The following is a 25,426-nucleotide window of genomic DNA, read 5'->3' on the forward strand; positions in this document are numbered from 1 at the left end:
CGCAGTATTCCGCCCTGGCCCGGCAAAGGCAACGGTCACAACGTTCGCAGCAGAACCACCACCAGGGTCAGATAGACGGCGGCCTTCGCCGCGGTGCTGAGGCGGGCCACGCTCCACAGCGCCACGCCGGGGCGGCGGAACAGAGCGACGAGCGCCATCCCCGCGCCGAACCCCCCAAGATGAGCAGCCCAGGCCACATCGCCCAGACTGGAACCCGGAGCCGGCGGCATCAGCGTCATCGCCACGTTGATCGCCAGGAAGCTGCCCACCACGAAGGAGGCGGGAACCCGGGGCCCCGGCGTCACGCCGAGCGTGGCCTGTGGGTGCAGCAGCAGGAAGGCGCCCATCACCCCGCAGATCGCCCCGCTCGCCCCGACCAGCGGCGCCATGGGGTCGACGGCCAGCGCGCCCTCCACCATGGCCCCCGCCGCGGCGCAGAGCAGGAAGAACAGCAGGTAGCGCAGGCTCCCCATCGCCAGTTCGACCGCGCCGCCGAAGGCCCAGAGCGCCAGCATGTTGCTGACCAGATGCACGATGTCGCTGTGGATCAGGACATGGCCGAACAGGCCGCGCCACACCGCCCAGGTCGGCAGCGGCCCGGCCGTCTCCACCGTTCCGAAGAAATAAGCGGGAACGAAGGCGAGGGATTCCGGCGGCAGGCCCAGCACGAATGCCAGCGTGCAGGCCATGACCATGCCCTGGTTGACGTAGGGAATCCTTCTGGCAGCGCGCACCGCTCCCCCTTCGCCGATGACCGGAGCCTTGGCGGCCCGGCCTTCACCCTTGCTCGATATGGGGGCTCTTGTGCCGATGACCAGCGCCCGAAAGCAGCGTCAGGAACGGCACAAAGCTGGTGCCGGTCAGTAATTCCACTCCCACTTGACGCCGACGCGGGTGTCGGAATCGGCGCCGACGTCCGCCTGGGCCTTGATGTTCTTGGTGATGTCGACCTCCACCGTGGCGCGGCTCTGGTTCGCGCCGATGCCCTGCTCCACCCCGACATAGACGCGGTCGCTGACGTAGCGCCCGGCCTCCACCGCGCCACCCTTGCCATCGGCGCCGCCGGTGAATTCCAGCCGGTCGACGCCGAGACCGCGGCGCAGGTTGCCGAGCAGGCCGGGTCCGCCACCGCCGAAGCCCGCGAGCGTCGCCGCGGACTGCGCGAGTTGGACCGCCTCCACCGCGTTCAAGTTGCCGACCGACTTCCCGAACAGCACGGCGGACAGCACCTCGTCCTGCGGCAAGCCCTGCGGAGAGGTCAACTCCAGCTTCGGCTGTCCGGCGGTGCCGGTGACCAGGACCTGGGCGGTCACATCGTTGGCGGTGGCCTCCGCCAGGAAATCCAGCCGCGGGTCGATGGCGGGACCGCCGTCGAACTCGATGATGCCGCGCCTGAAGACGAAGGTTTTGGCAAGAAGGTCCAACTCGCCCTTCAGCATGTTCAACCGCCCGCTGACCAGCGGCTGGCTGGAGGTGCCGGTGACGGCGAGCTGTCCGGCGAATTCCGCCTCCAACCCGCGGCCCCGGACGAAGATTTGGTTCTGCGCGCTGATCGTCAGATCGAGGATCATCGCAAAGGCCGGCTCCGGCGCCCCGTTGCCCGGCTGACCGTTCTTCAGGCTGACCGGCTGCGCCTTGCGGCCCTTCCCGACCTCGACGACCTTCAGGTCCACCACGTTGGGCGGAGTCTGGTTGGGGATCTGGATCTCCGCCCGCTCGATCCGCACGGGGCCGGCCAGCCGCGGATTCAGGAAGCTGCCGGTCAGCGTCAGGTTGGTGCCAATGGTGACCGCCGCAAGGTCGTTTTGCACCAGCCGCGCCCGATCGGCCTGGATGGCGAGGTCGAGCTGCTGCTGCGGGTCCGCGGCGGCCGGGCGGATCACGCCGCGGGCGCTGATCTCGCCGCCGTTGGTGGTCCGCCCGCGGAAGCTCTGGATGGTGAAGACGTCGCCGTCGCCGACGATGCGGGCGTCGATGTTGCTGATGATGGCGCCGCTCGCCCGGTTCTCGTAGCGCCCGTTGGCCAGGGTCACCGTGCCGCCCAGCCGGGGAGCCGCCACGGTGCCGTCGACGCTCACGTCCAGCCGCAGCGTGCCGCGCGCCCGGTCGCCGCTGGCCGCCAGCAGGTCGTTGGCGAGCGAGGCGTCGATGGCGCCGCGCAGCGCCGCCTCCAGCCGGCCACGCTCCGGAACCGAGAAGGCCAGCGTGTCCGGGTTCATCGCCAGCGGTGCGGCGGCGGTCAGGGTCACCCGGCCCGCGTTGTTGCTGGTGGCGACGTCGCCGTCCACCGACAGGCGGGCCTCCCTCCAACGCGCGTTGACGGTGGCGTTCAGGCCCGGCACGCCGGCCTGGGTGGTCTGCTGCGCCTTCAGGTTGGCGACTCGCACCGTGGCGTCGGCCTGCGGACGGCGGACGGTGCCGCCGAGCGTCGCCTGGGCGTTCAGGGTCCCGTCCAGCCGAAGGGTCGGGTTCGCCAGCCGGGCCAGCGCCATCGGCACGCGGTCCAGCCGCAGCTCGCCCGACAGCCGCTCCCCATTCAGGCCGAGGTCGGCGGCGAGCTGGGCGTTGCCGCTGACCAGCCGCAGGCCGGACACCTCGTAGCGCCGCTCGCCCAGGGCGATGGCGGCGGGCTGGGTCAGCCGGAAGGATTCGCCGCTGTAGCGGCCCTGGAGCCGATCCAGCCGGATGCGGTTCAGCGCGCCGCTTTGGGTAAACTCCCCGGCCAGGTCGAGCCCCAGTGGGTCCTGCCCCACCCCCGCGGCCTCGGCCCGGAAGGCCGCCTTGGCGAGCGAGCCGTCCACGCTGGCGGTCACCCGCGACAGGTCGTTGCCGGCGGCGGCCCCGTCCTGAAGCTCCACGCGCGCTTTGCCGCTGGCATTGCCCAGCGCATCGGCGACGTCGGCGTTGGCGGTCAGGCGGCGCGCGGCGAACAGCGGTCCGCCCTCGCCCTCGACGCGCAGATTGGTGGCGTTGGCGGTCAGGTTGGCCGCCTGCTTGCCGTTCGGCGCGTCGAGCGCGACGGTGAAGCCCGCCGCCCCGGTGAGCGGCACGCCAGCCAGTTCCGACAGCGCCTGGAGCTGCGGCAGGTTGCCGTCGAGCTTGCCGGTCGCGGTCATGGCGTCGAGCGCCACGCGCACCGCCCCGGTGATCCGGTTCGGCCCGTTCGCAACGGCAAGGTCGCTGATGCGCAGCGCCTGCCCTTCCAGCGCATAGGCGGCGTCCGCCGTCAGACCGGCGCCGGCCAGTTCGGTGCGGGCCGACACGCGACCCTGCGGCGCGCCCGGCAGATTCTGTGCGGTGGCGTTCAGCCGCGTGTCGCCGAAGCGACGCCCCTGCACGGCGAGGTTCCGCGCGTGCAGCGCCGCCTCCGCGACCAGCGCGTCCAACGGGCCTTTCGCCGTAGCGTCGAGCGTCAGGCCGCCGGCCATCTCCGTCCCGGCGGCGGTGCCCACCGGGGCGAGGTCGGCGATTTCCAGCCGGGTCTTGGCGTCCACGGCCCCATCCACCAGGGCCGCGGCACCGGTCAGCCGCCCGTTGCGGCCATCCACCGTCAGGTCGGTGAGGCGCATGGCGCCGCCCGGCTCCATAATCGCCTGCGCGCCCAGGCTGACGTCGCGGCCGAGCACGCCGTCGGCGGGCGTTCCGGTCTGCAGACCGCGCAGCGCGCCGCTGAGACCGGCCGTCAGCGTGCCGTCCTCCTGCCGGCGCACCGGCCCGGCCAGGGCCAGCGACCCGGCCAGCGGTTGCCCGGCGAGGGCGGAGAGGCGCGACAGATCATCGGCGTTCAGCGACACCGTCACGTCGGCGGTCTGGCCCCAGCCGGTCACGCTGCCCTGCGCCCCGGCGCTGGCCGCCGCGGTGGTCAGGGTCACCCCGTCGATCCCCACCGCTCCGGTGTCGGCGTTGATCCGCGCCCGCCCGTCCAGCCGCACCTCCGGCCCGGCGACCGAGGCCAGGGCGGGGTCATCGGCGGCGAGGTCGTGGATCAGCCCCTCCACCACAACGGTCAGCGCGTCCAGCGTGCCCTGGGCGGTGCCCGACACGGTGCCCTCCCGCCAAGCGATACCGGGGGCGAAGCCGTGCAGGGTGGAGTCCGGCCCGGCCTGAACCTCGTAGCGCAGGTCGAGGCTGCGGCGGTCGGCGCCGACGCGTCCGGAAAGGTTGGCCATGGCGGCGGCGGTCTCGACGGCCACCGGCTGCAGGGTCAGGGCACCGTCCGGAGCGACCACCACCGTGCCCTTGAGCGCCGGCTGCGGCCCGGCCAGCGGCGCGATGTCGGGGCCGAGAAGGGACGCCACGTCGCCGGTCGCCGCGATGGAGACGGCGTGCCCTTCCGGCACCGCCTTGATCGTCGCGTCGGCGGCCAGCCGGGCGGCGTTCTCCGCCGCCGCGGTGAAGGTGCCCTTCCAGTCGTCCAGCGAGCCCTGCCCGTCCAGCGACGCGTTGACCGGGGGGGCGCCAGGGATGTTCAGCGCGGTGGCGATCAGCCCGCCCGCCGGCTCCGACGCCTTCAGATTCAGGTCGAGCCGCTTGTCGTCGGGGTTGAAGGCGACGTCCAGCGCCACCGTGCCCGGCTGTTCGCCCAGCCGGTCCACGTTCAGGTGCGCCTCCAGCGACGATCCGCCCGACGCGAGGTCCAGCGACCCGTCGATCTTCAGCCGCGCCTCCTGCCCGATCAGCGGCTCCGCCAGGACCAGCTCGGCGATGGCCAGCTTGTCCACGGCGACGCCCACCGGCAGACTGGGCAGCAGGGAGGTCGGTCCCTGGTCGGGCGGCGGCTCCGCCCCCTCGGCGGGCAACGGCGCGCGCTCCACGACGACGCGCTGCGCCTCGATGGCGTCGGCCTTGGCCCGCCCGGTCAGCAACGCGGTCGGGGCGAGGTTGACGCGCAAATCCTCCAGCCGCAGCCACACGCCCTCGCGGTCGGCGACGGTGACGTCCGAAATCGTGAAATTGACGGGCACCGCACCGCCGATGGTGCCGATCCTGACCTGAAGGTCCGGACCGTTGACCGCCTTCTCGATGGTCTGGGCGATCCAGCGCCGGACGGCGTTGGCCGGCCCCCAGCCGCCCCCGTCGGTGTCGGCCGCGCGGGCGGCCTCCGTCAGGACCGCCCCGCTGAGGACAGTGATGGCCAGAAGAAGGACGATCAGACGACGCAAAACCGACACCACGCACCCCGTTGCGGCATTCCCCGAATGGTATAACGGGAAAGAGCATGGGCGATCCCGATCCAAGTGGCAAAAATGCGACCCGACCCGGCATCACCGGTTGAAAGGACGAATCAGAAGGCCTGACCCAGACTGAGATAGAGCTGCCACTTCGCGTCGCCGGAGTCGGCGTTCAGCGGGAAGGCGACATCGGCCCGCAGCGGCCCGAAATCGGTGTAGTAGCGGGCGCCGATGCCTGCACCGACCTTCAACGGTTCCTTGAAGTCCGGGAAGGCGCTGTCGAAGACGGTGCCGGCGTCGACGAAGGGCACAATGCCGACGGTCTCAGTCACCTTGACCCGCAACTCCAGCCCGGCTTCGAACAGCGAGCGCCCACCGGTCGGGTCGCCGTAGATGTCGCGCGGTCCGGCCTTCTGGAAGCCGTAGCCGCGCACCGACCCGCCGCCGCCCGCATAGAAGCGGTGGTCCGGCGGAACCTGGTCCAGCGAGGCTCCCACCGTGCTGCCGACTCCGATGCGCGCCGCCGCGACGTAACGGCCGTCGTCGGACAGATCGCGGTAGGCCGACGCGTTGATCTGGAAGCTGGTGAAGATCGAGTCCGTATCCCCGGCGTAGGGGAACCAGGGGGTGGCGAGCAGCGAGGCGCGGTATCCCCTGGACGGATTCAGCAGATTGTCCGAGCCGTCCCAGGCAATGCCCAGCGGCACGCCGATGAAGCCGGTCTGATACTCCCGCAGGTTGGAACGCACCCGCCCGCGCTCCCCCGACACGCCGTAGGAGACCTTGAGCTGGTCGGTCACCTGCCGCTCCAGCGAGGCCGAGCCGATGGTGGCGACGCGGTCGTAGGCCGGCGGCTGCTCCGACGCGACCTGGAAATCCAGGATCAGCGACTGGCGCGGCGCCAGGAAATCGGGCTTGCGGAAGTTGGCGGACAATCGGATGTCCGGCAGGTCCAAGCTGCCGCGCGGTCCCTGCGCGGCGCCGTTGTCGCCCCCGATCCGCCCGACCTCGACGCCCAGCCGCAGCCGCTCCGCCCCGCCGAACAGGTTGCGGTGGCCCCAATAGGCCGAGCCGCCGACCCCGTCCTCCGACGAGTAGAAGGCACTCGCCCCGATGAAGCGGTGCAGCTTCTCGGCCAGGGTCACGTCCACCGGCGTGACGCCGCCCGGCCCCGGCTCCTCGGCCAGCCGCACCCGCACCGTGTCGAACACGTCGAGCTGGGCGATCTGCTGGCGCGCCCGGTCGACCTTGGCCGGGCTGTAGATGTCATACGGCTTCCAGGGCAGGCGCCCGCGGATCAGCCCCTCGTCGACGCTGACCAGCCCGTCGATCTTGGTGTCGCCGAACATCACCAGCGGGCCGGGATCGACCGTGTAGGTGACGTCCATGCTGTGGTCGTCGTGGTCCACCACCACCCGCCGCTCCGCGACGGTGGCGAAGGGGTGGCCGCGGTCGGTCATCCGGCGCAGCAGCGCGGATTGGGCGTCGACCACCTGCGGCGCACGCGCCCGCTCCCCCACCGGCAGGCCGATATCGGCCGGCGTCACATCGCCGCCCGGCAGCGGCGCGCCGTCGGTGGAGGCGATGGTGATGGTCTTGAAGCGGTAGGCCGGACCGGACGTCACCGCCACGGTCACCTTGGCCGGCGTCCGGGCCGCGTCCACCCGGATGTCGAGCACGGCGTCGTAGAAGCCGGCGGAGCGCAGCGCCGTCTGCAGGCGCTCCCGGTCGTTGTCGGCGCGCCGTTCCAGCCCCAGCACCGACGGCGGCGGGTCGTCCTTCAGGCTGACCAGCGAGGAGCTGTCGCGCAGCAGGGTGCGCAGATCGTCGTCCTCAAGCCCGGTGAACTCCACCTCATAGGGGATTTGCGGGCCGGGGGCGTCGGGCGTGGGATCGTCCTGCCCGGAACCGTCCTGCGCCGCGGGCGGCGGAGCGGCCTCCTGAACCGGGTCCGGCGCAGGGTCCTGCGCGCGCAACGGGTCGCCCGGCACGGCAACGAGCGCGCTGGACAGGAGAATGACGGCGAGGCGGGAAGCGGAAACGCGGCGGGTCATCATCGGACCATGTGGGATTCCGAGATGCAGACGCCAATGATTCGGTCGCCGTGACGCAAGGAAATTCCGCATAGGCGCTTTGGGCGAGTTTCCACCATCACGCCGCTTGCGTTATGAAGCCGGATCATTATATTGCGTCGCAACAGTTTCCCCGGCAGAACCCCCCGATCGATCTCGGAGGGTTTTTTTGTTGTGCGCGGCCGACGTGCCGCGGTGTCGGGGCGGCATTGCGCAACGGAAGCCCCAGAGCGGATTTAAGAGTCCCCGACACATGAATCTTCGTAACGTCGCCATCATCGCGCACGTCGACCACGGCAAGACGACCCTGGTCGATCAGCTCCTCAAGCAGGCCGGTTCGTTCCGCGAGAACCAGCAGGTCGCCGAACGCGCCATGGACTCCAACGACCTGGAGCGCGAGCGCGGCATCACCATCCTGGCCAAGTGCACGTCGGTCCTGTGGAACGACCTGCGCATCAACATCGTGGACACTCCCGGCCACGCCGATTTCGGCGGCGAGGTCGAGCGCATCCTCTCCATGGTGGATGGCGTGGTCCTGCTCTGCGACGCCGCCGAAGGGCCGCTGCCGCAGACCAAGTTCGTGCTGGGCAAGGCGCTGAAGCTGGGCCTGCGCCCGATCGTCGTCATCAACAAGGTGGACCGCCCCGACGGCCGTCCGCACGAGGTGCACGACGAGGTGTTCGACCTGTTCGCCTCGCTCGACGCCTCGAACGAGCAGCTCGACTTCCCGACCCTGTTCGCCTCGGGCCGCAACGGCTGGGCGACCACGGACCTGGAGAACGGCGCCCGCGAGACGCTGACCCCGCTGTTCGAGCTGATCCGCGACCACGTCCCGCCGCCCAAGGTGGAAGAGGACCTGCCCTTCGCCATGCTGGCGACCACGCTGGAGGCGAACCCCTATCTGGGCCGCATCCTGACCGGCCGCATCCAGACCGGCAGCGTCAAGGTCAACATGGCCATCAAGTCGCTCAGCCGCGACGGCAAGCTGATCGAGAACGCCCGCATCAGCAAGGTGCTGGCCTTCCGCGGCCTGGAGCGCGTTCCGGTGGACGAGGCGCACGCCGGCGACATCGTTGCCCTGGCCGGCCTGACCACCACCACCGTGGCCGACACCATCTGCGCGCCGGAAGTCGCCGAGCCGCTGGCCGCCCAGCCGATCGACCCGCCCACCCTGGCGATGACCTTCTCGGTCAACGACAGCCCGCTGGCCGGTCGCGAGGGTGACAAGGTCACCAGCCGCATGATCCGCGACCGCCTGATGCGCGAAGCTGAAGGCAACGTCGCCCTGCGCGTCAGCGACACCGAGGGCGGCGACGCCTTCGAGGTGGCGGGCCGCGGCGAACTGCAGCTCGGCATCCTCATCGAGACGATGCGCCGCGAGGGCTACGAGCTGGCCATCAGCCGTCCGCGCGTGCTGTTCAAGACCGATCCGCTGAACGGCCAGCGCCTGGAGCCGATCGAGGAAGTCGTCGTCGACGTGGACGAGGAGTTCTCCGGCACCGTCGTGCAGAAGATGGCGGAGCGCAAGGCCGACCTCATCGAGATGCGTCCGTCGGGCGGCAACAAGACCCGCATCGTCTTCCACGCCCCGTCGCGCGGCCTGATCGGTTACCAGGGCGAGTTCCTGACCGACACCCGCGGCACCGGCATCATGAACCGGCTGTTCCACGGCTACGCGCCCTACAAGGGCACGATCGCCGGCCGGCGCACCGGCGTGCTGATCTCCAACGCCGACGGCACCGCGGTCGCCTACGCGCTGTGGAACCTGGAGGATCGCGGCCCGATGCTGATCGATCCGGGCGTTCCGGTCTATCAGGGCATGATCATCGGTGAGCACACCCGCGGCAACGACCTTGAGGTCAACGTCATCAAGGGCAAGCAGCTCACCAACATCCGCACCACCAGCAAGGACGAGGCGGTCCGCCTGACCCCGCCGATCCAGATGACGCTGGAGCGCGCCCTGTCCTACATCGGCGACGACGAGCTGGTGGAGGTGACGCCGAAGTCCATCCGCCTGCGCAAGCGCTACCTCGACCCGAACGAGCGCAAGCGTCACGCCCGCGCCGCCGAAGCCAGCTGAGGCGCAAGCCTTACGGCAGGTCTGCGTTGAGATCGCGGGAGGGCTTCGGCCCTCCCGTTTTCTTTTCAGCAACATTGTTAGCGATTACCCTCTCGGAAACACATCCGGAGGGACCAATGTCAGGGCGCGAACACCAATACGGCACAACGGTGACCTGGACCGGCAACCAGGGAACCGGAACCTCGGGCTACAAGGCGTACAGCCGTGATCTCGAGATCACCGCGCCCGGCAAGCCGCCGATCCCCGGCTCGTCCGACCCGGCCTTCCGCGGTGATCCCACGCGCTACAATCCCGAGGACATGCTCGTGGCCTCGCTCTCGGCCTGCCACATGCTGTGGTACCTGCATCTGTGCGCCGTGAACGGCGTCAGCGTGACCGCCTATACGGACGATGCCGGCGGAACGATGGCCGAGGAGTCCCACGGCGGTGGACGCTTCACCGACGTCGTCCTGCGCCCCCAGGTCACCCTCGCCCCCGGCAGTGATTCCACCAAAGCCATGGGCCTGCACCACGAGGCCCACGAGAAGTGCTTCATCGCCAATTCGGTGAATTTCCCGGTGCGGGTCGAGGCGCGGATCACCGTTGGATGACAAAGAAAAAACCCCCTTCCGGATGGAAGGGGGCGATTCCTAGTCCCTCAAGCTTTTCTTCTTGATGTCGGGCTTCTCGCCCAACTCATCGAACTTCTCCTGGACGGGCTTGTCCGGGTTGCCCGAGGCCTGCCCGGTTTCCTCGATGAGCTTGTCCTCGATCCGCTGGGCGGCGTCGGACGGGGCATCGTCCTTGCGATGCCCCCGCTCTTCCGTGCCCATCACTTGTCGCCGCGCAGGATGTCCTTCACCTTGCCGACGACCTTGTCCATCTTGCCCTCGGCCTTGTCGGCGCGGCCTTCGTCCTTCAGCTCCTGATTGCCGGTCAGGTCGCCGGTCTGCTTCTTGACTTCGCCCTTCAGTTCCTTACCGGCACCGGTGATGCGGTCGGTGTTCATGGTGCCCTCTCCTTTGATCGGTGAACGTTTCAGCGACCGTAAACAGGGCCGCAGGAGAAACGTCACGCCTTCGCTTGTTCGCAAAGGGAGAGGGATCCGTCGCGTTCGGCGCTGTCGGACCTCACTTTTGGCGCAACCCCTCCTCGATCTTTCGGATCAGGGTGTTTCGCTCCTCCGGGCTGTGGCGCTCCGCGAAGCCCGAACCCCACACCGGCCCGGGCCACGCCGGGTCCGTCCTGGAGCGGGCGATGACGTGGATATGAAGCTGCGGAACCAGATTGCCCAGGGCCCCGACGTTGATCTTGTCCGGGGCAAACAGGGTTTCCAGCGTGCGCGAGGCCAGGGCGATCTCGTCCACCAGCCGGTGCTGGTCCTCTCGGGGCAGTTGGTGGATCTCCGTCAGGCCATGCCGGGCGGGAACCAGGATCAGCCACGGCCACACCCGATTGTCCATCAGCAGAACGCGGCACAGCGGCCATTCGGCGATCGGGGCGGTGTCAGCCTGCAAACGGTCGTGCAGATGGAACATCATCATGGGGTCCCGTGTCTTCCCTTCGGCTCGCAAGGATTCTGTTAGAGCACTCGGGGGATGAAAACGCCCATCTGGTGCGTTCGTCCAGTGGGGATTACCGCCACCGCGGGGCTGGCTGACGGCGCGTCGGAGTGGGACTGGTTGCGGGACTGGGAAAAATGTATAAACTGCCGCACGATCTTTATTCGGTCCGGTGATGTTCCGGTCGGTGGCGTTCGGTCTTCCGGCTTATACGGATCGCGCGGCGGATTGAGGCGTGTCCTGCAACCAGGGTGGTGGGTACGGGTGTTCGGTCCGAAGACGGTGTCGGGGCGGCGAGTCCCCCTGCGCGCCGATCCGGTTGAACCCCTTCGCTGAATTGAAAGATGCCCGGCCGGGGCGGACAGAGCCAGGACGGCCGGCAGACGTTTGGGACAAAGAAAGACGGTCATGCGCAAGTCGACGATCGCGGCTCTTCTTCTCGTGATCCTGGGCAACATCGGAGTCTGGGCGCTGTGGAACCGCCCGGTCGCCGAACGGTCCTGGGGCGGCGCCATCAGCGGCGTCGGCTACACGCCCTTCCACCCGGACAAGAGCCCGTCCAAGGGCGACAAGGCCTCCGCGGAGGACATCGAGAAGGACATGAAGGCCCTGGAGGGGTCGGTCAAGGGCGTGCGCATCTACTCCACCACCGACGGGTCGGAGCAGACGGCGCCCATCGCCCGCAAGTACGGGATTCCGATCACCGCGGGCGCCTGGATCGCCGGCAAGCCGGAGATCGACGAGCCGGAGATCAACGGCCTGATCAAGCTGGCGCGCGACAACAACAACGTCCGCCGCGTCCTGGTCGGCAACGAGGCGATCCTGCGCGCCGACGTCACCGTTCCGCAGGCCATCGAATACATCAAGCGTGTGAAGAAGAAGGTCAACGTCCCGGTCTCCACCGCGGAGCCGTGGCACGTCTGGCTGGAGCATCCCGAACTGGCCGACGCGGTGGACTTCCTGGCCGTCCACCTGCTGCCCTACTGGGAAGGCGTGCCCGCCGACCAGTCGGTCGATTACGCCATGTTCCGCTACAACGAGCTGAAGACCAAGTTCCCGAACAAGCACATCCTGATCTCGGAAATCGGCTGGCCGGCGGACGGCCCGTGGCGTCGCGGCGCCGAGGCAAGCCAGGTCAACCAGGCCAAGTTCATCCGCACCTTCCTGAACGTCGCGGCGCAGAACAAGCTCGACTATTTCATCATGGAGGCCTTCGACCAGCCCTGGAAGCGGGAGATCGAAGGCACCGCCGGCACCAGCTGGGGCCTGTGGGACGCGTGGCGCAAGCCGAAATTCCCGATGATCGGCGAGGTGACGGAGCTGCGGAACTGGCCGCTGCTCTGCGGCATCTCGATCGCGGTGGGCTTCCTGCCGCTCGTCTTCTTCCTGTGGCGCCGCGGCGGCGACCTGAAGTTCGGCGGGCAGATCTTCTACGGCGCGATGATCCAGGGCGTGTCGTCGGTGCTGGTCTTCACCTTCACCGCGGCCAGCGTCGCCGGCCTCGCCACCACCACCGAAATCGCCTGGGGCATCCTGGTCTTCTGCCAGCTCGTCCTGCTCGCCGTCATGCTGATTGACGGGCTGGAGCTGACCGAGGTCGTCTGGCAGGACCGCTTCAAGCGCAAGTTCCAGCCCTGCTCGGCCGCGCCCCTGCCCAACGCGCCGAAGGTGTCCATCCATGTGCCCTGCTACAACGAGCCGCCGCACATGGTCATGGAGACTCTGGACGCGCTGGCCCGGCTGGACTACCCGAACTACGAGGTCCTGCTGCTCGACAACAACACCAAGGACCCGGCGGTGTGGCGCCCGGTCGAGGAGTACTGCCGCAAGCTGGGGCCGAAGTTCCGCTTCTTCCACCTGGACAACTGGCCGGGCTTCAAGGCTGGTGCGCTGAACTTCGGCCTCGCCCAGACGGCGCCGGACGCCCAGCACATCGCCGTCATCGACAGCGACTATCAGGTCCATCCCGACTGGCTGAAGGCGACCATTCCCCACTTCAATCGGCCGGAGGTTGGCTTCGTGCAGTCCCCTCAGGACTACCGGGACTGGAGCCACGATCTGTTCCAGCGGATGATCAACTGGGAATACGCCGGCTTCTTCCACATCGGCATGATCCAGCGCAACGAGCGCAACGCGATCATCCAGCACGGCACCATGACCATCATCCGCAAGTCGGCGCTGGAGGAGGTCGGCCGCTGGGGCGAGTGGTGCATCACCGAGGACGCCGACCTCGGCCTGCGCCTGTTCGAACACAAATACGAGGCCGTCTATATGCCGGAGAGCTACGGCAAGGGCCTCGTCCCCGACAGCTTCTCCGCCTACAAGACGCAGCGCTTCCGCTGGGCCTACGGCGCCGTTCAGATCCTCAAGCACCACTGGCGCGACCTGCTGCCGGGCGGCCCGCGCCTGACCGCCGGCCAGAAGTACCACTTCATCACCGGCTGGCTGCCCTGGTTCGCCGATGCCGCCCACATGATCTTCGGCATCGCCGGCATCATCTGGTCGCTCGGCCTGCTGGCCTTCCCTAAGTATTTCGAGTTCCCGCCCAGCGTCTTCATGATTCCGACGCTCAGCGTCTTCGCCTTCAAGGTCGGCGCCTCGCTCTGGCTGTACGAGGCGCGGGTGAAGTGCGGCTTCTGGGACAAGGTGGGCGCGGCCATCGCCGGCATGGCGCTGACCCACACGGTGGGCCGCGCCATGTGGCTCGGCATGTTCACCTCCGGGCGCCCCTTCGTCCGCACCCCAAAGTGCGAAAACCAGCCGGCGCTGATGCAGGCCTTCCTGATGGCACGGGAGGAGATCGCGCTGCTGATGGGCCTATGGGGCGCCGCCCTGGCCATCGTGCTGGTGTTCGGCCACGAGAACCGCGACGCCTTCATGTGGTCGGGCCTGCTGGTCGTGCAGTCCCTGCCCTACTTGTCGGCCTTCATCACCGCGCTGATCAACGCCTTCCCGAACATCGGGCTGGGCAAGCAGCGGCCGGAGCCCACGGAAGCCGCCAAGGCCGGGGCGGACTGACCGCCCCCATCGGAGCGCGACATGAAGAGAGCCCCACCACCCCGGCGGGGCTCTCTTCATGTCGGCCTTTCGATGTTGCGTCCGTCCTTTCAGTCCCGGGAACCGCCGTCCACCATCTGCCCGACCCCGACATGAGCCGACGCGGGATGGGCGGCGTTCACCTGGATCATCAGGCGTTCGACGATTTGCAGCGCCAGGCGGTGCAGATTCGGGTCTTCGCCATTTGGGTCGCGATTTTGATGGGCGGCGGCGGCGTCTTCGAGCGCAGCATGCGCCTCTTCGAGCCGTAAAACGCCGCGTTCCACCAATGCGAGCATAAGGGATTCACAAATCGAGAGGGCAGCCAGTCCCGCCGCATCCCGCTCCGCCGCCATGCCGCCCCCCGCACTGATCTGTTACCACTGACGGCCGTCCAAAACCCCATACGGCCAATGCCACCAACAGTTTTGTATATGATCCCTCACCTGTCCGGTCGAGAAAATCTGATCCCCATTAACCTATGTTATAGATGGTTTTATCGTTTGGCTTAATCGTTCGAGGCCGCCCGGAATTGGGCTGGCAGTGGCACTCGCTTCGGGGCCATAACAATTGGACGATCAAAGGCTGGAACAGAAATGACCCGCGCCCAGGCCAACATACCGTCATCTCCACTGGGGCGCAAGATAACGAGTTACATGAGCCTGACAGATGAGGAGAAGAGTTTCCTCAACGAGTTAGAGCGCAATGTTACCCGGCACGGTTCGCGATCCGATCTTCTTCAGCAGGGCGAACGCTACGGTTGCGTGCGCGTGATGCGCAAAGGCTGGGCAATCCGTCACAAGGCGCTTCCCGACGGGCGGCGGCAGGTCGTCAATTTTGTCCTGCCCGGGGACATCATCGGTTTTTACTGCAACCTGTTCGAGACGGCGGACCATGGCGTCACCACCCTGACTCCAGCCGAAGTCGCCAACTTCCAGCCGGAACGAATCATCGAACTGTTCAAGCTCTTCCCCCGTCTGGCCGCCGCTCTCGCTTGGTCGGGTGCCAAGGAAGAGGCGATCATTGCCGAACGTCTGCTCAGCGTCGGACGCCGCACCGCGTTGGAGCGCACCGCCCACCTGATCGTCGAGCTGCTGCGGCGGTTGAGCATCGTCGGGCTGGTCGAGGAGGGGCGCTTCACCCTGCCGGTCACCCAGGAAATCCTGGCCGACGCGCTGGGCCTCAGCATCGTTCACATCAACCGGACGCTCCGCCGTCTGCGCGACATCGGACTGATCGATCTGGCGGGCCAACAGATCACCGTCCACGACGTGAAGCAACTCTCTTCCGTCGGGCAATTCGATGAGCTGTACCTGCACCTGATCCAGGCACCGAAGCAGCTGGAGCATGCGCTGGACGCCAAGGCCGACCGCAAGCGCGCGGGCGACTGATTACAGTCTCCCATCCCCTTCGATATCCCTCCTTCCGATTAACCTATGACAATGCACCGGCGAGAGGCTCGATATAGAATCTAAATTACCTGCTCGGATAATTGAGCAGATCGACCACCGAGCGGACAGCCGCCATCCCGGGACGGCTTCTCAAGACAGGCCGGACGGAGGGCATCGGGCGACCGGCTTCGCCGTCCTGCTGTTCACTGGTCCACCGCTGTTCATTGGATAACGCATGACCGACGCCCTCCTCGCTGGCCGATCCGCAAGCTCCGGCACGTTGACCGTCGCCCTTCTCGAGGACGACATGGTGTTGTGCCTGTGCATGGAAACCCTGTTCGAGGATTGGGGAATGCTGCTGGTCAGCGCCCCGACTCCTACCGCTCTTCTGGATGCGCTGAACGGCGGGGCCCTCCCCGACATCCTGGTCTCCGACTATCATCTGGGACGGCACGGCAAAGCGCCGGAATCGATAAGGGCGGTGCTGGCGGAAATCGGCTCCGCCCTCCCCGTCATCATCACCACCGGCGACGAGTCCGCGGGCACCCAGGCGGACATTCGTGCCGCGGGCTGGCATTTCCTTCCCAAGCCCTACGATCCTGAATCGCTTCGCGCCCTGATCCTGACCGTCCTGGGGCGGGCGGGCTGATCCCCGTTTCCGCGTCCAGCACCATCAGACGCCGGCCCGGACGTCCTCCACCAACGCTTCCAACCGGCACAGGTCGCGGACGACCAGCGCGTCGGCCCGCCGCTCCACCAGCCCATCGCGTGCGAGATCGTTCAGCACGCGGGAGACCGTTTCCCGGGCGGTGCTGACCCGGCTGGCGATGTCGGCGTGCACGGGGATCGGAGCGATCACAGCCGTCCCCCCTTCCATCCGTCCTCGCTTGGCAAGCCGCAGCAATTCGGCGTGGACACGGTTGTTGGCGCCCAGCGTGGACAGTTCCATCACCCGGTCGGTGGCGATGCGTACGACCCGGCACAGCCGCCTCATCACCGCCATGGCAAGGTCCGGATGACCAGACACCAGATCCTGAAAGGGTCGGGGCGCCAGAAAGGCGATCAGAGTCCCCTCCTCCAGCGCCACCGCGGAGGCCGAACGGGGAAGTCCGTCGATGGCTGCCATCTCGCCCAGGAAACCGCCGGCCTCGATGTCATCGAAGCTGATTTCGCGGCCTGTCGGGGAATGGCTCAGCACCCGCACGCGGCCATCGACCACCAGCGCCACATCCCGCGATTCTCCCTGATGGTCGATGATCTGCTCGTTCGCGTGGAAGCGGCGCCAGCGGCACTGGCGCGCCACGGCGGCGCGCTCCTCCGCGGACAGCGGGCTCAGCAGCGTGATTCCATCCAGCCGGGAAGGTCCAGCGTCGGCAGGCACGGGGTCGCATCCTTTTCTGACAACCGCCCTCAAGCGCAACGCGGAGCATAGCCGGACCTGCGCAAAGGTGGAACCGCCTCCCTCCAACGGGTGCCGCTAACGTCCCGTTAACCCTGAAAGCGGCAGAACGGACGGGACGCGCCCACCGGAATTGAGAGAGCCATGTCGTTCCAACTGCCCTCCGGCCCCGTTCCCCGCAGCCTGATCCCCTATGCCGGCCGCGTGGATTCGCAGCGCCTGCTGTCGGTCGTCGCCATCCCCTTCGCCGCGGCCATCGCCATGGCGACCGCCGTAGCGGCGATGGGCGGCGTGACCGATCCCATCGCCGAGGCCGGCGGGCCGATGACCTTCGTCCTGAACTTCGTGAAGTTCTGCTATCTGGCGGTGTCGATGGCCCATCTGTCCGGTGCCCTGGCGGAACGCGCCAACGGCGGCCTGCCCGCCGGCCTGTGGCTGGACGAGATGGACCGCGAGGAGCCCGAGTCCCGCGAATCCTTCTGGCATGCCTTTCCGAACCACCTCGACGGGGCGGCCATCGCCGGCTGCGTCACGATGCTGTGCTTCCTGCTGACCTGAGCGCGCGGCGTCCGGACAGCGCGCCGTCCTCGACACGGATGCGGTGCAGGGTCAACGGCACGTTCAGCAGCGTGGCCAGCGCCGCGATCCACCACGCCCCGAAGACCAGGGGCAGCACGGCCAGTTCGCCCGCCACGACCAGATAGTTGGGGTGGCGGACCCAACGGAACGGCCCGCGCCGCACCAGCGGGGCGCCGGGCAAGGTGACGATGCGGGTGGTCCAGAACCGCCCCAGCGTGGCGATCACCCAGACCCGCCCGGCCTGCAGCAGCACGAACAGGGCGAGCAGCCAGCCGTTGATCGGCGCGTCCGCCGGCACGACGGCGAACAGCAGCGCCAGCCAGCCGGCGTGAAGCCCGACGAACAGCGGGTAATGGGCGGCCCCGACCTCCTGCGCGCCCTCGGCCAGCAGACGGCGCGTGTTGCGTTGGGCGACGACGAGTTCGCCCAGACGCTGGGCCGCGACCAGCAGCAGGATGACGTGGGGCCAGCCCAGCGGCAGCGTCTCCATTCCCCGTGCTCCTAAAGATCGATCTGGGCCAACGCGGCGGTGAAGCCGGGGCCGAGCGCGCTCATCAGATGGGGGCCGCGGGCACCGGACTCGATGCGGCGCTCCAGCACGAACAGCACGCTGGCCGCCGACATGTTGCCGCAACGGCGCAGCACCGCCCAGGCGTCGTCCAGCCCGGCGGTCACCGGAGCGCAGACCTCCTCCAGCGCGTGCAGAACCTTGGCGCCGCCAGGATGCACGATCAGCCCGGCGAGGTCGCCGCGGGCCAGCCGCCGCCGCTCCAGGAAGCCGTCGAGCACCGGCTCCAAACGGCTGCGGATCAGGGTGGGGATGCTCTGGCTGAAGATCACGCCGAGCCCGTCATCCTCGACCCGCCAGCCCATCACGTCCTGGGTTCCGGGCCAGGTGTGCTCCGCTCCATCGACGAGGCGCGGTCCTTCTCCGTCATCATCGGCGCGCAGCACCAACGCGGCGGCGCCGTCTGCGAACAGGGCGCTGGCGACGACGTTGGTCGGAGTCGCCTCGGCCGAGCGGAAGGCCAGCGTGCACAGTTCCACCACCAGGAACAGCACCGTCCGCCCCGCCATCGCCTGGGCGATCTGCCCGGCGCGGGTCAGCCCCAGCACGCCGCCGGCGCAGCCCAGCCCGAACAGCGGCAGCCGCACCGTGTCGGGGCGGAAGCCCATGCGCTCCAGCAGAAGGGCCTCCAGGCTGGGCGTGGCGATGCCGGTGGTCGAGGCGCAGACGATGGCGTCCACATCCTGCGGCCTCAGGTCGGCACGGGCCAGGGCCTGCCCAGCCGCCTCTTCCAGCAAGGCCAGGGCGCCCTCCCGGAAGGCGGCGGTGCGCTCCGGCCAACCGCGCGGCTCCATATACCAGTCGATGGGCATGACGGCGTGGCGAGTCTCGATGCCGGTGTTGGCGAAGACCGGCACCAGCCGTTCGAAGTCGCGCATCCGCGGCCCGAAGACGGCCCGCGCGACGCCGAGCGCCTCGTCCTGGCCAAGACGATGGGGCGGCAGGGCCGTGGCGAGCGAGAGGATGCGGGGGGTATGGTTCATCCTCAGCGATGTGATGCGCGCGGGGGTGGCGGACCAGCCCTCCGGAGGGAGTTCCTTCGCTTTCTCCCCCGCGACGCTTTCCCGCCCTCCGATATGTCGATGTGGATTGAGCGGAAGCCACGTCCTGTATCACTATAGCGGGCATTGGATTTTCGGGGGTGGGGCGGTGGATCGGAACGAGCAGGACAGCCAGAGCGCGGCGGACGAGAGCACGTCCCACCGGCCCGCCGGCATCGGGCTGATGGGGCGGCTGCGCGCCTATTTCCTGGCGGGTGTTCTGGTGACGGCACCGATCGCGGTCACGGTCTATCTCGGCTGGTGGCTGCTGGCCTTCATCGACGGGCATGCGCGACCGCTGATTCCCTCCGCCTACAATCCCGAGAATTACCTACCCTTCTCAATTCCCGGCATCGGGGTGCTGACGCTGATCATCGTGCTGACCCTGATCGGCGCCTTTGCCGCCGGCTATGTCGGGCGGCTGGTGGTGCGCATCGGCGAGGGCGTGGTGGAGCGCATGCCGGTCGTCCGCTCCGTCTACGGGGCGGTGAAGCAGATCGTCGAGACGGTGCTTGCCAAGAAGTCCAAGGCCTTCCGCGAGGTGGTGCTGGTGGAGTTCCCGCGCCACGGCATGTGGTCGCTGGGCTTCATCACCGGCGGCGCCCATCCGGAGATCCAGAAGATCTCCGAGGAGGAGATGGTGCACGTCTTCATCCCCTGCGCCCCGCCGACCGCCGGCTATCTGGCGATCCTGCCGCGGCGCGAGGTGACCGTTCTGGACATGACGGTGGAGGACGGGCTGAAGCTGGTGATGTCCGGCGGCATCGTCACCCCGCCCGACCGCAAGCCTCCACCGCAGCTTCACAAGCTGGATCGGGAGCGCAAAAGCGCCTGACGGTCACCAGCGCCCTCAACCCGCTCAGTAGCTCACACGGATGCCTTCACGGTATTGCTGAGCGGATTTCGCGTCTTCGAAGGCACCAACTCCGCCCTTCTGCATCGCTTCCCACGCCGCCATGACCTCTTCGCGCAATTGAACCCGCTGGCCCATCGCCGGAGCGTCCGTCCTGGCTTGCGATGTGGGAAGGGAGATCGAAGGAAACAACGAATCGTCCGACGTGAATTCACGGTCCTGCGCAACCGTATGGGTGGATGGCTGCCCCGTCCGCTCGGCAATCAGAGAAGCCGCATCACGCTCTCCGAGGGAGCGAAGGGCCTTGTCGATGGACGACAGGTCAACCCCGGCATCCTTCAACTTATAAGCCGCATCGGCTTCCTTTCGTGTGTACGCCATCCGCGAATCGGCGGGCTGCGTGATGCTGAAGCCCTGGAAGGGATCCAGAATCATACGCTGGTTACCGGATTGAGCAAGCAACAGCGCCGGGTTGGTGCCCTGCGCCATCAGTGAGGTCGATATCTCCCCATACTGCTCCGACGCTCCCTGACCACGCTGATCCAGCAGGGACAGCTTTCCCATAAGCTCCTCTCGCTTTGCGCTGGTCGCGCTGAGAGCCTTTCTGAAATCATCCGACGTGGTGTCGTCGCTGGAGAAAAGCCCCGCATTATCATTGTGAGCCATGCGAAACGTCGCCGAGTACGCCGTGAGACGGGACTCTTTAAGCCGCTGTTTGAGCGCATTATGGACGTCTTCGCCGGTCAGCTTGCCGCTGTCGACCAACGACGACAACTGCGTCCGTGTTTCAGCAGACAGCGCATTGAACGCGGTCAAAGACTCATCGCGCAGAGAAGAGGCCAGAGGGCTCAACGACACACTGTCCGCAATCCCTCCGGTGGTCCCACCGATCGCCCGCGCTGTTCCGCCTCCTGACGCCGACGAAGCGGACGGAGACGGAACGGAAGACGATGTGCGTTGGATTGATCCGCCCAGTTGTGAGGAGACATCGGAAATGCTCATCGCCGGATTCCTCGCCAGTTAGGAAAAGGGACATTGCGCTAATTATAAACAAAAAGGATCAAGAATACACCATTCATACGCAAAACAACATACATATGCGTTAATAAATTCAGGACTCATTATGCTAATATCAAACATTGATCAACGCCCAGCAGACAAGGCGCTTTGAATTTCTCACGCGTCCTGTGTACAAGCGTTGATCAATATTGTTAATGTTTAATTACTCTCTTCCAAGAATTACTCAGGTGAACAGGCTGTTCCATGACGAGTGCGCGAGAGCGCCCCAACCGCTGACGAGCGATCCGTTGACTGCGGCTCCCTCAATGGTACCAACACCATCGTTTCCGAGATTCGTCAGCATTCCGCGAATCATGATCCCATTGTCGAAGCTGCCATCGTTAAGCTCGCCGCTCTGGTAAATGTAAAATGTGGATCGATCATCGCCCCAAGTCACCGTGAGCGATGTGGCATTCACCATGTAAAGAAAGTCAGAATTATTGAACTCATTCCCTGAGAGATCATCAATAACGGTAATTCCGCCAAGAGAAAAGTCGTGATAGTACAAATCATTGCCAGATCCGCCGTATAGCGTATCGGCATTGCTCAATCCGGACGCTGTTCCTCCGCCGAGGAGCGTATCGTTGCCGTTGTTCCCGTAAACACGATCCCGTCCCCAGCCGCCGTCAGCGTAATCGTTTCCATCATCGGCGTAGATCCAGTCATCTCCGCCGCCGCCGTATATTTCGTCGTTTCCTTGAAGGCCAACAATACTATCGTCCCCGGCGGTTCCAGGCAGATAATCCGCGCCCGCCGTTCCAATAATCACAGCCATGACGAACTCCTTATTCTATTAATGGTTCCATTGATGAGGATTCATCATTAGCCGAGGGACTGTCAGGAATTCCGTGTACGGGCCGGTTGTGATCAGGTGAGCGAGAACCGGTCCTCGAACAGGATGGCGAGCTGGGCTTTCGCCATGCCCCACTCGCGTGGTGGCATCTTCCAGTCTTTGGTGACTTGGTTCAAGACCAGGAACAGCAGCTTCAGCGCGCTGTCGTCGGTCGGGAAGTGGCCGCGGGTGCGCACCGCCCGGCGCAGCTTCGCGTTCAGCGCCTCAATGGCATTCGTGGTGTAGACGATCCGGCGGACGTCGTCAGGGAACGCGAAGAAGGGGATCACCGCCACCCAGTTGCGCCGCCAAGCCAGGGCGATCGCCGGATACTTGGTGCCCCAGGGGCCGGCAGCAAACGCCTCCAGGGCTCGTTCCCCAGCGGCCGCGTCGGTGGCCCGGTAAACCTCCTTCAGCGCCGCCGCGACCGCCCGGCGGTCCTTCCAGGACACGAACTCCAGCGACCCGCGAATGAGGTGGACGATGCAGGTTTGCACCTGGGCCTGCGGAAACACCGCGGTGATCGCCTCGGGAAAGCCCTTCAGGCCATCGACGATGGCGATCAGCACGTCCTCCACCCCGCGGTTCTTCAGCTCGCTCATGACGCGCAGCCAGAACTTGGCGCCCTCGGTCTGCTCGATCCACAGCCCCAGCACCTCCTTGGTGCCGTCGGGCCGCACGCCGAGCGCGACATGGACCGCCTTGTTGCGCACCGTGCCCTCGTCGCGCACCTTGACCCGCAGCGCGTCGAAGAAGACCAGCGGGTAAAGCGGCTCCAGCGGGCGCTCCTGCCAGGCCGCTACCTCCTCCAGCACGGCGTCGGTGACGGCGCTGACCAGGTCGGGCGAGACCTCGATGCCGTACAACTCGCGCAGATGTCCCTGGATCTCCCGCACGCTCATGCCGCGGGCGTACATGGAGATGATCTTCTCGTCGAAGCCCGGGAAGCGGCGCTGGTACTTGGCGATGAGCTGCGGGTCGAAGGTGCCGAGCCGGTCGCGCGGCACCTCCAGGGCGATCTTGCCGGTGTCAGTGAGCACCGTCTTGCGCCCATAGCCGTTGCGGCTGTTGGACCGCCCGTCCGGCTCACCGCTCTCCAGGTGATGGTCGATCTCGGCGTTCAGCGCCCGCTCGGCGAGCGCCTTCTTCAGCTCATCGAGCAGGCCATCCTTGGCGAAGGCACTCTTCGGATCGGCGCCGGCGAGCAATTGGTCAAGCAGCGCATCCGGAATGCTGGGGTGTTTGCGTCGTGCCATGCGGGGCCTCCTTCGGTCCCGAAGTTATGGCCCGTACACGAAATTTCAGACAGTCCCTTAGCCGACAGGGAGACAATTTTCAAGGGGAAAACACAAAAGTGCACAAACCATTAGTTATCTAATCATTAGACACAGACACAAATTATTTGAATATTCACGTATGCATCGCCTTTTGTTGAAGGAGTGTAGACGAGCATTTCTCCTGCCGACTTGGCAGCGGTGAGGCATTGAAAGAGAGGCACTCTTTTGGGACCCGGCAACGGGCAGGCTCGCGCGAAAAAGCGCGCGCACGTCAGGCTTGAGAAGCTTGCTGGAGAACAGACTTGAGGCGCCGATCAAGTTTTTGATCGGACCGAGAAAAATCAATGGTTTACGCCCATGAAAACGGGGTCTTGATCTGCGCTCCTACCCCGACCGCAACGTCTTCGCCGCTGCGTCCCGTTCGAACAGGTACAACAGAGTCCGCAGCGACTGACCGCGCTCGCCGGCCAGATCGGGATCACGGTCCACGATCAGCTTCGCGTCGTCGCGGGCGGCGGCCAGCAGGTCGCCGTGCACCGCCAGATCGGCCATGCGGAACTCGGGCAACCCCGACTGACGGGTGCCCAGCACCTCGCCCGCGCCACGCAGCCGCAAGTCCTCCTCCGCGATGACGAAGCCGTCCTCGGTGTCGCGCATCGTCTTCAGGCGGGCGCGCGCCGTCTCCGTCAGTTGCGGGTCGAACATCAGCAGGCAGGACGACGGCTTCTCGCCACGCCCCACCCGGCCGCGGAGCTGGTGAAGCTGGGCAAGGCCGAAGCGCTCGGCGTGCTCGATCACCATGACGGTGGCCTCGGGCACGTTCACGCCGACCTCGATGACCGTCGTGGCGACCAGCACGTCCAGGGTCCCGGCCTGGAAGGCGGCCATCACCGCGTCCTTGTCCGGCCCGCGCATCTTGCCATGGACCAGCCCCACCCGGTCGCCGAAGGTGGCGCGCAGGAAGGCGTGGCGCTCCGTCGCGGCGGCGAGGTCGGTCTGTTCCGATTCGTCGACCAGCGGGCAGACCCAGTAGACCCGCGCGCCCTCCTGGACCTTGCGGTGGATGCCGTGCACCACCTCCTCCAGACGGTCGAGCGCGACGGTCACGGTCTGGATCGGCTTGCGCCCCGCCGGCTTCTCGGTCAGGCGCGACACGTCCATGTCGCCGTAGGCGGTCAGGGTCAGCGTGCGCGGGATCGGCGTCGCCGTCATCACCAGCACGTCCACCGCCCGCCCCTTGGCGGAGAGCTGGAGCCGCTGGTGGACGCCGAAGCGGTGCTGCTCGTCGATCACCGCCAGGGCGAGGTCCTTGAAGGCGACGTCCTCCTGGAACAGCGCGTGGGTGCCGACCAGCAGCGGCAGCTCGCCCGAGGCCAGCCGGTCCAGCACCGCCTGCCGCGCCTTGCCCTTGTCGCGCCCGGTCAGCAAGGCGAGGTCCACCCCCGCCGCCTTGCACAGCGGGGCGAGGCTTTCGGCGTGCTGGCGGGCCAGGATCTCGGTCGGCGCCATCAGGGCGGCCTGATGACCGGCCTCCACCGCGTTCAGCATCGCCATCAGAGCGACCACCGTCTTGCCGCTGCCGACGTCGCCCTGGAGGAGGCGCAGCATCCGCCGCTCCGCCGCCATGTCCTCGTAGATTTCCTCCAGCGATCCGGCCTGGGACTTGGTCAGCGAGAAGGGCAGCGCCGCGGCCACCTTGGCGCGCAGCCGCCCGTCGCCTTGGATGACGCGGCCCGATAGGCGGCGCTGCTGCATGCGGACCAGCGTCAGGGCGAGCTGGTTCGACAGCAGCTCGTCATAGGCCAGCCTTCGGCGGATCGGGTTGGTGGGGGCGAGGTCGGCCTCGTCCTCCGGGGTGTGGGCGCGGCGGATCGACTCGTGCCAGGTCGGCCAGCCGTTGCGCGACCGCCACGCGGCGTCCTGCCATTCCGGCAGCTCCGGCACGTCGGTCAGCATGGCGCGCACGGCCTTGCGCAGCGTCTTGGCCGGAAGCCCGGCCGTCATCGGATAGACCGGCTCCACCGCCTCGATCTCGTCCTTCGACTCCAGCGGGACCACGGCGTCCGGATGGGTGATCTGCGGCGTGTCGTGGAACCACTCGACCTTGCCCGACACCACCACCGTCGCGCCGACCGGCATCTGCCGCTCCAGCCAATCGCCCTTCACATGGAAATAGATCAGCTCCAGCACGCCCGTCTCGTCGGTGCAGCGCACCTTGTAAGGATGGCGGGAATTGTGTGGGGCGGCGTGCGAATCGATGCGCACCGTCATGGTGGCGATCCGCCCGTTCGGCGCCTCGGCGATCTTCGGGGCGTAGCGGCGGTCGATGACGCCGGACGGTAGGTGCCACAGCAGGTCCACGACCTGCGGACCGGCCAGCTTTTCGACGAGCTTGCCCAGCCGGGGACCGAGACCGGGGAGCGCCGTCACCGGGCGGAACAGGGGGAAGAGAACGACGGGACGCACGGGAATGGAGTCTCGGCAGCGGGGACACGGGGCCTGTGGCACCCATTCAAGCCCGCCGAGGG

21 protein-coding genes are annotated in these 25,426 nt (G+C 67.1%); 7 read left to right on the forward strand and 14 right to left on the reverse strand.

The window, feature by feature from the left end:
- Window positions 1–35: 35 nt before the first annotated feature.
- The 3 genes from AMK58_RS08415 to AMK58_RS08425 all read right to left on the reverse strand — a co-directional run bounded on the left by AMK58_RS08415 (window position 36) and on the right by AMK58_RS08425 (window position 7,228).
- Window positions 36–734: a rhomboid family intramembrane serine protease gene (locus tag AMK58_RS08415; RefSeq protein ID WP_051140277.1), complete on the reverse strand. Its 699-nt coding sequence runs from the start codon at window positions 732–734 to the stop codon at window positions 36–38.
- Window positions 735–860: 126 nt separating this feature from the next.
- A complete protein-coding gene (locus AMK58_RS08420) occupies window positions 861–5,171 on the reverse strand; it encodes a translocation/assembly module TamB domain-containing protein (protein WP_059399046.1) in 4,311 nt (1,436 codons plus the stop codon).
- Window positions 5,172–5,284: 113 nt separating this feature from the next.
- Entirely contained in the window at window positions 5,285–7,228 is a 1,944-nt protein-coding gene (locus AMK58_RS08425) for an autotransporter assembly complex protein TamA (protein WP_236778083.1), read from the reverse strand.
- A gap of 268 nt (window positions 7,229–7,496) precedes the next feature.
- On the opposite strand from AMK58_RS08425, the gene typA reads away from it, so the two are divergent.
- A complete protein-coding gene (typA, locus tag AMK58_RS08430) occupies window positions 7,497–9,323 on the forward strand; it encodes a translational GTPase TypA (RefSeq protein ID WP_014240708.1) in 1,827 nt (608 codons plus the stop codon).
- A 116-nt stretch (window positions 9,324–9,439) separates the two neighbouring features.
- Window positions 9,440–9,913 carry an OsmC family protein gene (locus tag AMK58_RS08435; RefSeq protein WP_035674505.1) on the forward strand — a complete coding sequence of 158 codons (474 nt, stop codon included), beginning with the start codon at window positions 9,440–9,442 and terminating at the stop codon, window positions 9,911–9,913.
- Between the two features lie 39 nt (window positions 9,914–9,952).
- On the opposite strand, the gene AMK58_RS08440 is transcribed toward AMK58_RS08435, so the two are convergent.
- The 3 genes from AMK58_RS08440 to AMK58_RS08445 form a co-directional block, all read right to left on the reverse strand.
- The gene (locus tag AMK58_RS08440) at window positions 9,953–10,135 is read right to left on the reverse strand and encodes a hypothetical protein (protein WP_035674501.1); all 183 of its coding nucleotides are present in this window, start codon (window positions 10,133–10,135) and stop codon (window positions 9,953–9,955) included.
- Complete coding sequence (locus AMK58_RS29440) at window positions 10,135–10,311, reverse strand: CsbD family protein (RefSeq protein WP_079285192.1); 177 nt, start codon at window positions 10,309–10,311, stop codon at window positions 10,135–10,137. The genes AMK58_RS08440 and AMK58_RS29440 overlap by 1 nt, the downstream gene beginning before the upstream one ends.
- Before the next feature lie 121 nt (window positions 10,312–10,432).
- A complete protein-coding gene (locus AMK58_RS08445; RefSeq protein WP_079285193.1) occupies window positions 10,433–10,846 on the reverse strand; it encodes an HIT domain-containing protein in 414 nt (137 codons plus the stop codon).
- A gap of 426 nt (window positions 10,847–11,272) precedes the next feature.
- On the opposite strand from AMK58_RS08445, the gene AMK58_RS08450 reads away from it, so the two are divergent.
- Window positions 11,273–13,882, forward strand: coding sequence for a glycosyltransferase (locus AMK58_RS08450; RefSeq protein WP_035674498.1), 2,610 nt, complete (start codon window positions 11,273–11,275; stop codon window positions 13,880–13,882).
- A gap of 89 nt (window positions 13,883–13,971) precedes the next feature.
- On the opposite strand, the gene AMK58_RS30350 is transcribed toward AMK58_RS08450, so the two are convergent.
- On the reverse strand, window positions 13,972–14,256 hold the full coding sequence (locus AMK58_RS30350; RefSeq protein WP_137165099.1) for a hypothetical protein: 285 nt from the start codon (window positions 14,254–14,256) through the stop codon (window positions 13,972–13,974).
- A 300-nt stretch (window positions 14,257–14,556) separates the two neighbouring features.
- Between AMK58_RS30350 and AMK58_RS08455 the strand changes: the two genes are divergently transcribed.
- Together AMK58_RS08455 and AMK58_RS08460 are read left to right on the forward strand one after the other, a co-directional pair.
- Window positions 14,557–15,291: a Crp/Fnr family transcriptional regulator gene (locus tag AMK58_RS08455; RefSeq protein WP_236778084.1), complete on the forward strand. Its 735-nt coding sequence runs from the start codon at window positions 14,557–14,559 to the stop codon at window positions 15,289–15,291.
- Window positions 15,292–15,526: 235 nt separating this feature from the next.
- Window positions 15,527–15,940, forward strand: coding sequence for a response regulator (locus tag AMK58_RS08460; RefSeq protein ID WP_035674494.1), 414 nt, complete (start codon window positions 15,527–15,529; stop codon window positions 15,938–15,940).
- A gap of 24 nt (window positions 15,941–15,964) precedes the next feature.
- Here the strand turns inward: AMK58_RS08460 and AMK58_RS08465 are convergent, their stop codons facing one another.
- On the reverse strand, window positions 15,965–16,672 hold the full coding sequence (locus tag AMK58_RS08465; protein WP_035674492.1) for a Crp/Fnr family transcriptional regulator: 708 nt from the start codon (window positions 16,670–16,672) through the stop codon (window positions 15,965–15,967).
- A 162-nt stretch (window positions 16,673–16,834) separates the two neighbouring features.
- Here AMK58_RS08465 and AMK58_RS08470 point away from each other — a divergent pair, with 162 nt between their 5' ends.
- Complete coding sequence (locus tag AMK58_RS08470; RefSeq protein WP_051140275.1) at window positions 16,835–17,248, forward strand: hypothetical protein; 414 nt, start codon at window positions 16,835–16,837, stop codon at window positions 17,246–17,248.
- Here AMK58_RS08470 and AMK58_RS08475 read toward each other — a convergent pair.
- Together AMK58_RS08475 and AMK58_RS08480 are read right to left on the reverse strand one after the other, a co-directional pair.
- Window positions 17,220–17,759: an isoprenylcysteine carboxyl methyltransferase family protein gene (locus tag AMK58_RS08475; protein WP_035674489.1), complete on the reverse strand. Its 540-nt coding sequence runs from the start codon at window positions 17,757–17,759 to the stop codon at window positions 17,220–17,222. The genes AMK58_RS08470 and AMK58_RS08475 overlap by 29 nt on opposite strands.
- An 11-nt stretch (window positions 17,760–17,770) precedes the next feature.
- Window positions 17,771–18,820: a type III polyketide synthase gene (locus AMK58_RS08480; protein WP_035674486.1), complete on the reverse strand. Its 1,050-nt coding sequence runs from the start codon at window positions 18,818–18,820 to the stop codon at window positions 17,771–17,773.
- A 166-nt stretch (window positions 18,821–18,986) separates the two neighbouring features.
- On the opposite strand from AMK58_RS08480, the gene AMK58_RS08485 reads away from it, so the two are divergent.
- Window positions 18,987–19,712 carry a DUF502 domain-containing protein gene (locus AMK58_RS08485; RefSeq protein WP_035674483.1) on the forward strand — a complete coding sequence of 242 codons (726 nt, stop codon included), beginning with the start codon at window positions 18,987–18,989 and terminating at the stop codon, window positions 19,710–19,712.
- 24 nt (window positions 19,713–19,736) lie between these two features.
- Here the strand turns inward: AMK58_RS08485 and AMK58_RS08490 are convergent, their stop codons facing one another.
- From AMK58_RS08490 to recG, 4 genes are all read right to left on the reverse strand, one after another.
- Complete coding sequence (locus AMK58_RS08490; protein ID WP_137165100.1) at window positions 19,737–20,732, reverse strand: hypothetical protein; 996 nt, start codon at window positions 20,730–20,732, stop codon at window positions 19,737–19,739.
- A gap of 241 nt (window positions 20,733–20,973) precedes the next feature.
- On the reverse strand, window positions 20,974–21,564 hold the full coding sequence (locus AMK58_RS30355) for a calcium-binding protein (RefSeq protein ID WP_107685990.1): 591 nt from the start codon (window positions 21,562–21,564) through the stop codon (window positions 20,974–20,976).
- Window positions 21,565–21,656: 92 nt separating this feature from the next.
- The gene (locus AMK58_RS08495) at window positions 21,657–22,877 is read right to left on the reverse strand and encodes an IS256 family transposase (RefSeq protein WP_059398593.1); all 1,221 of its coding nucleotides are present in this window, start codon (window positions 22,875–22,877) and stop codon (window positions 21,657–21,659) included.
- A 405-nt stretch (window positions 22,878–23,282) separates the two neighbouring features.
- A complete protein-coding gene (gene recG / locus AMK58_RS08500) occupies window positions 23,283–25,364 on the reverse strand; it encodes an ATP-dependent DNA helicase RecG (protein ID WP_035679045.1) in 2,082 nt (693 codons plus the stop codon).
- Window positions 25,365–25,426 lie beyond the last annotated feature (62 nt).

It is taken from the genome of Azospirillum brasilense (assembly GCF_001315015.1).
In the GTDB taxonomy this organism is placed as follows: Bacteria; Pseudomonadota; Alphaproteobacteria; order Azospirillales; family Azospirillaceae; genus Azospirillum; species Azospirillum brasilense.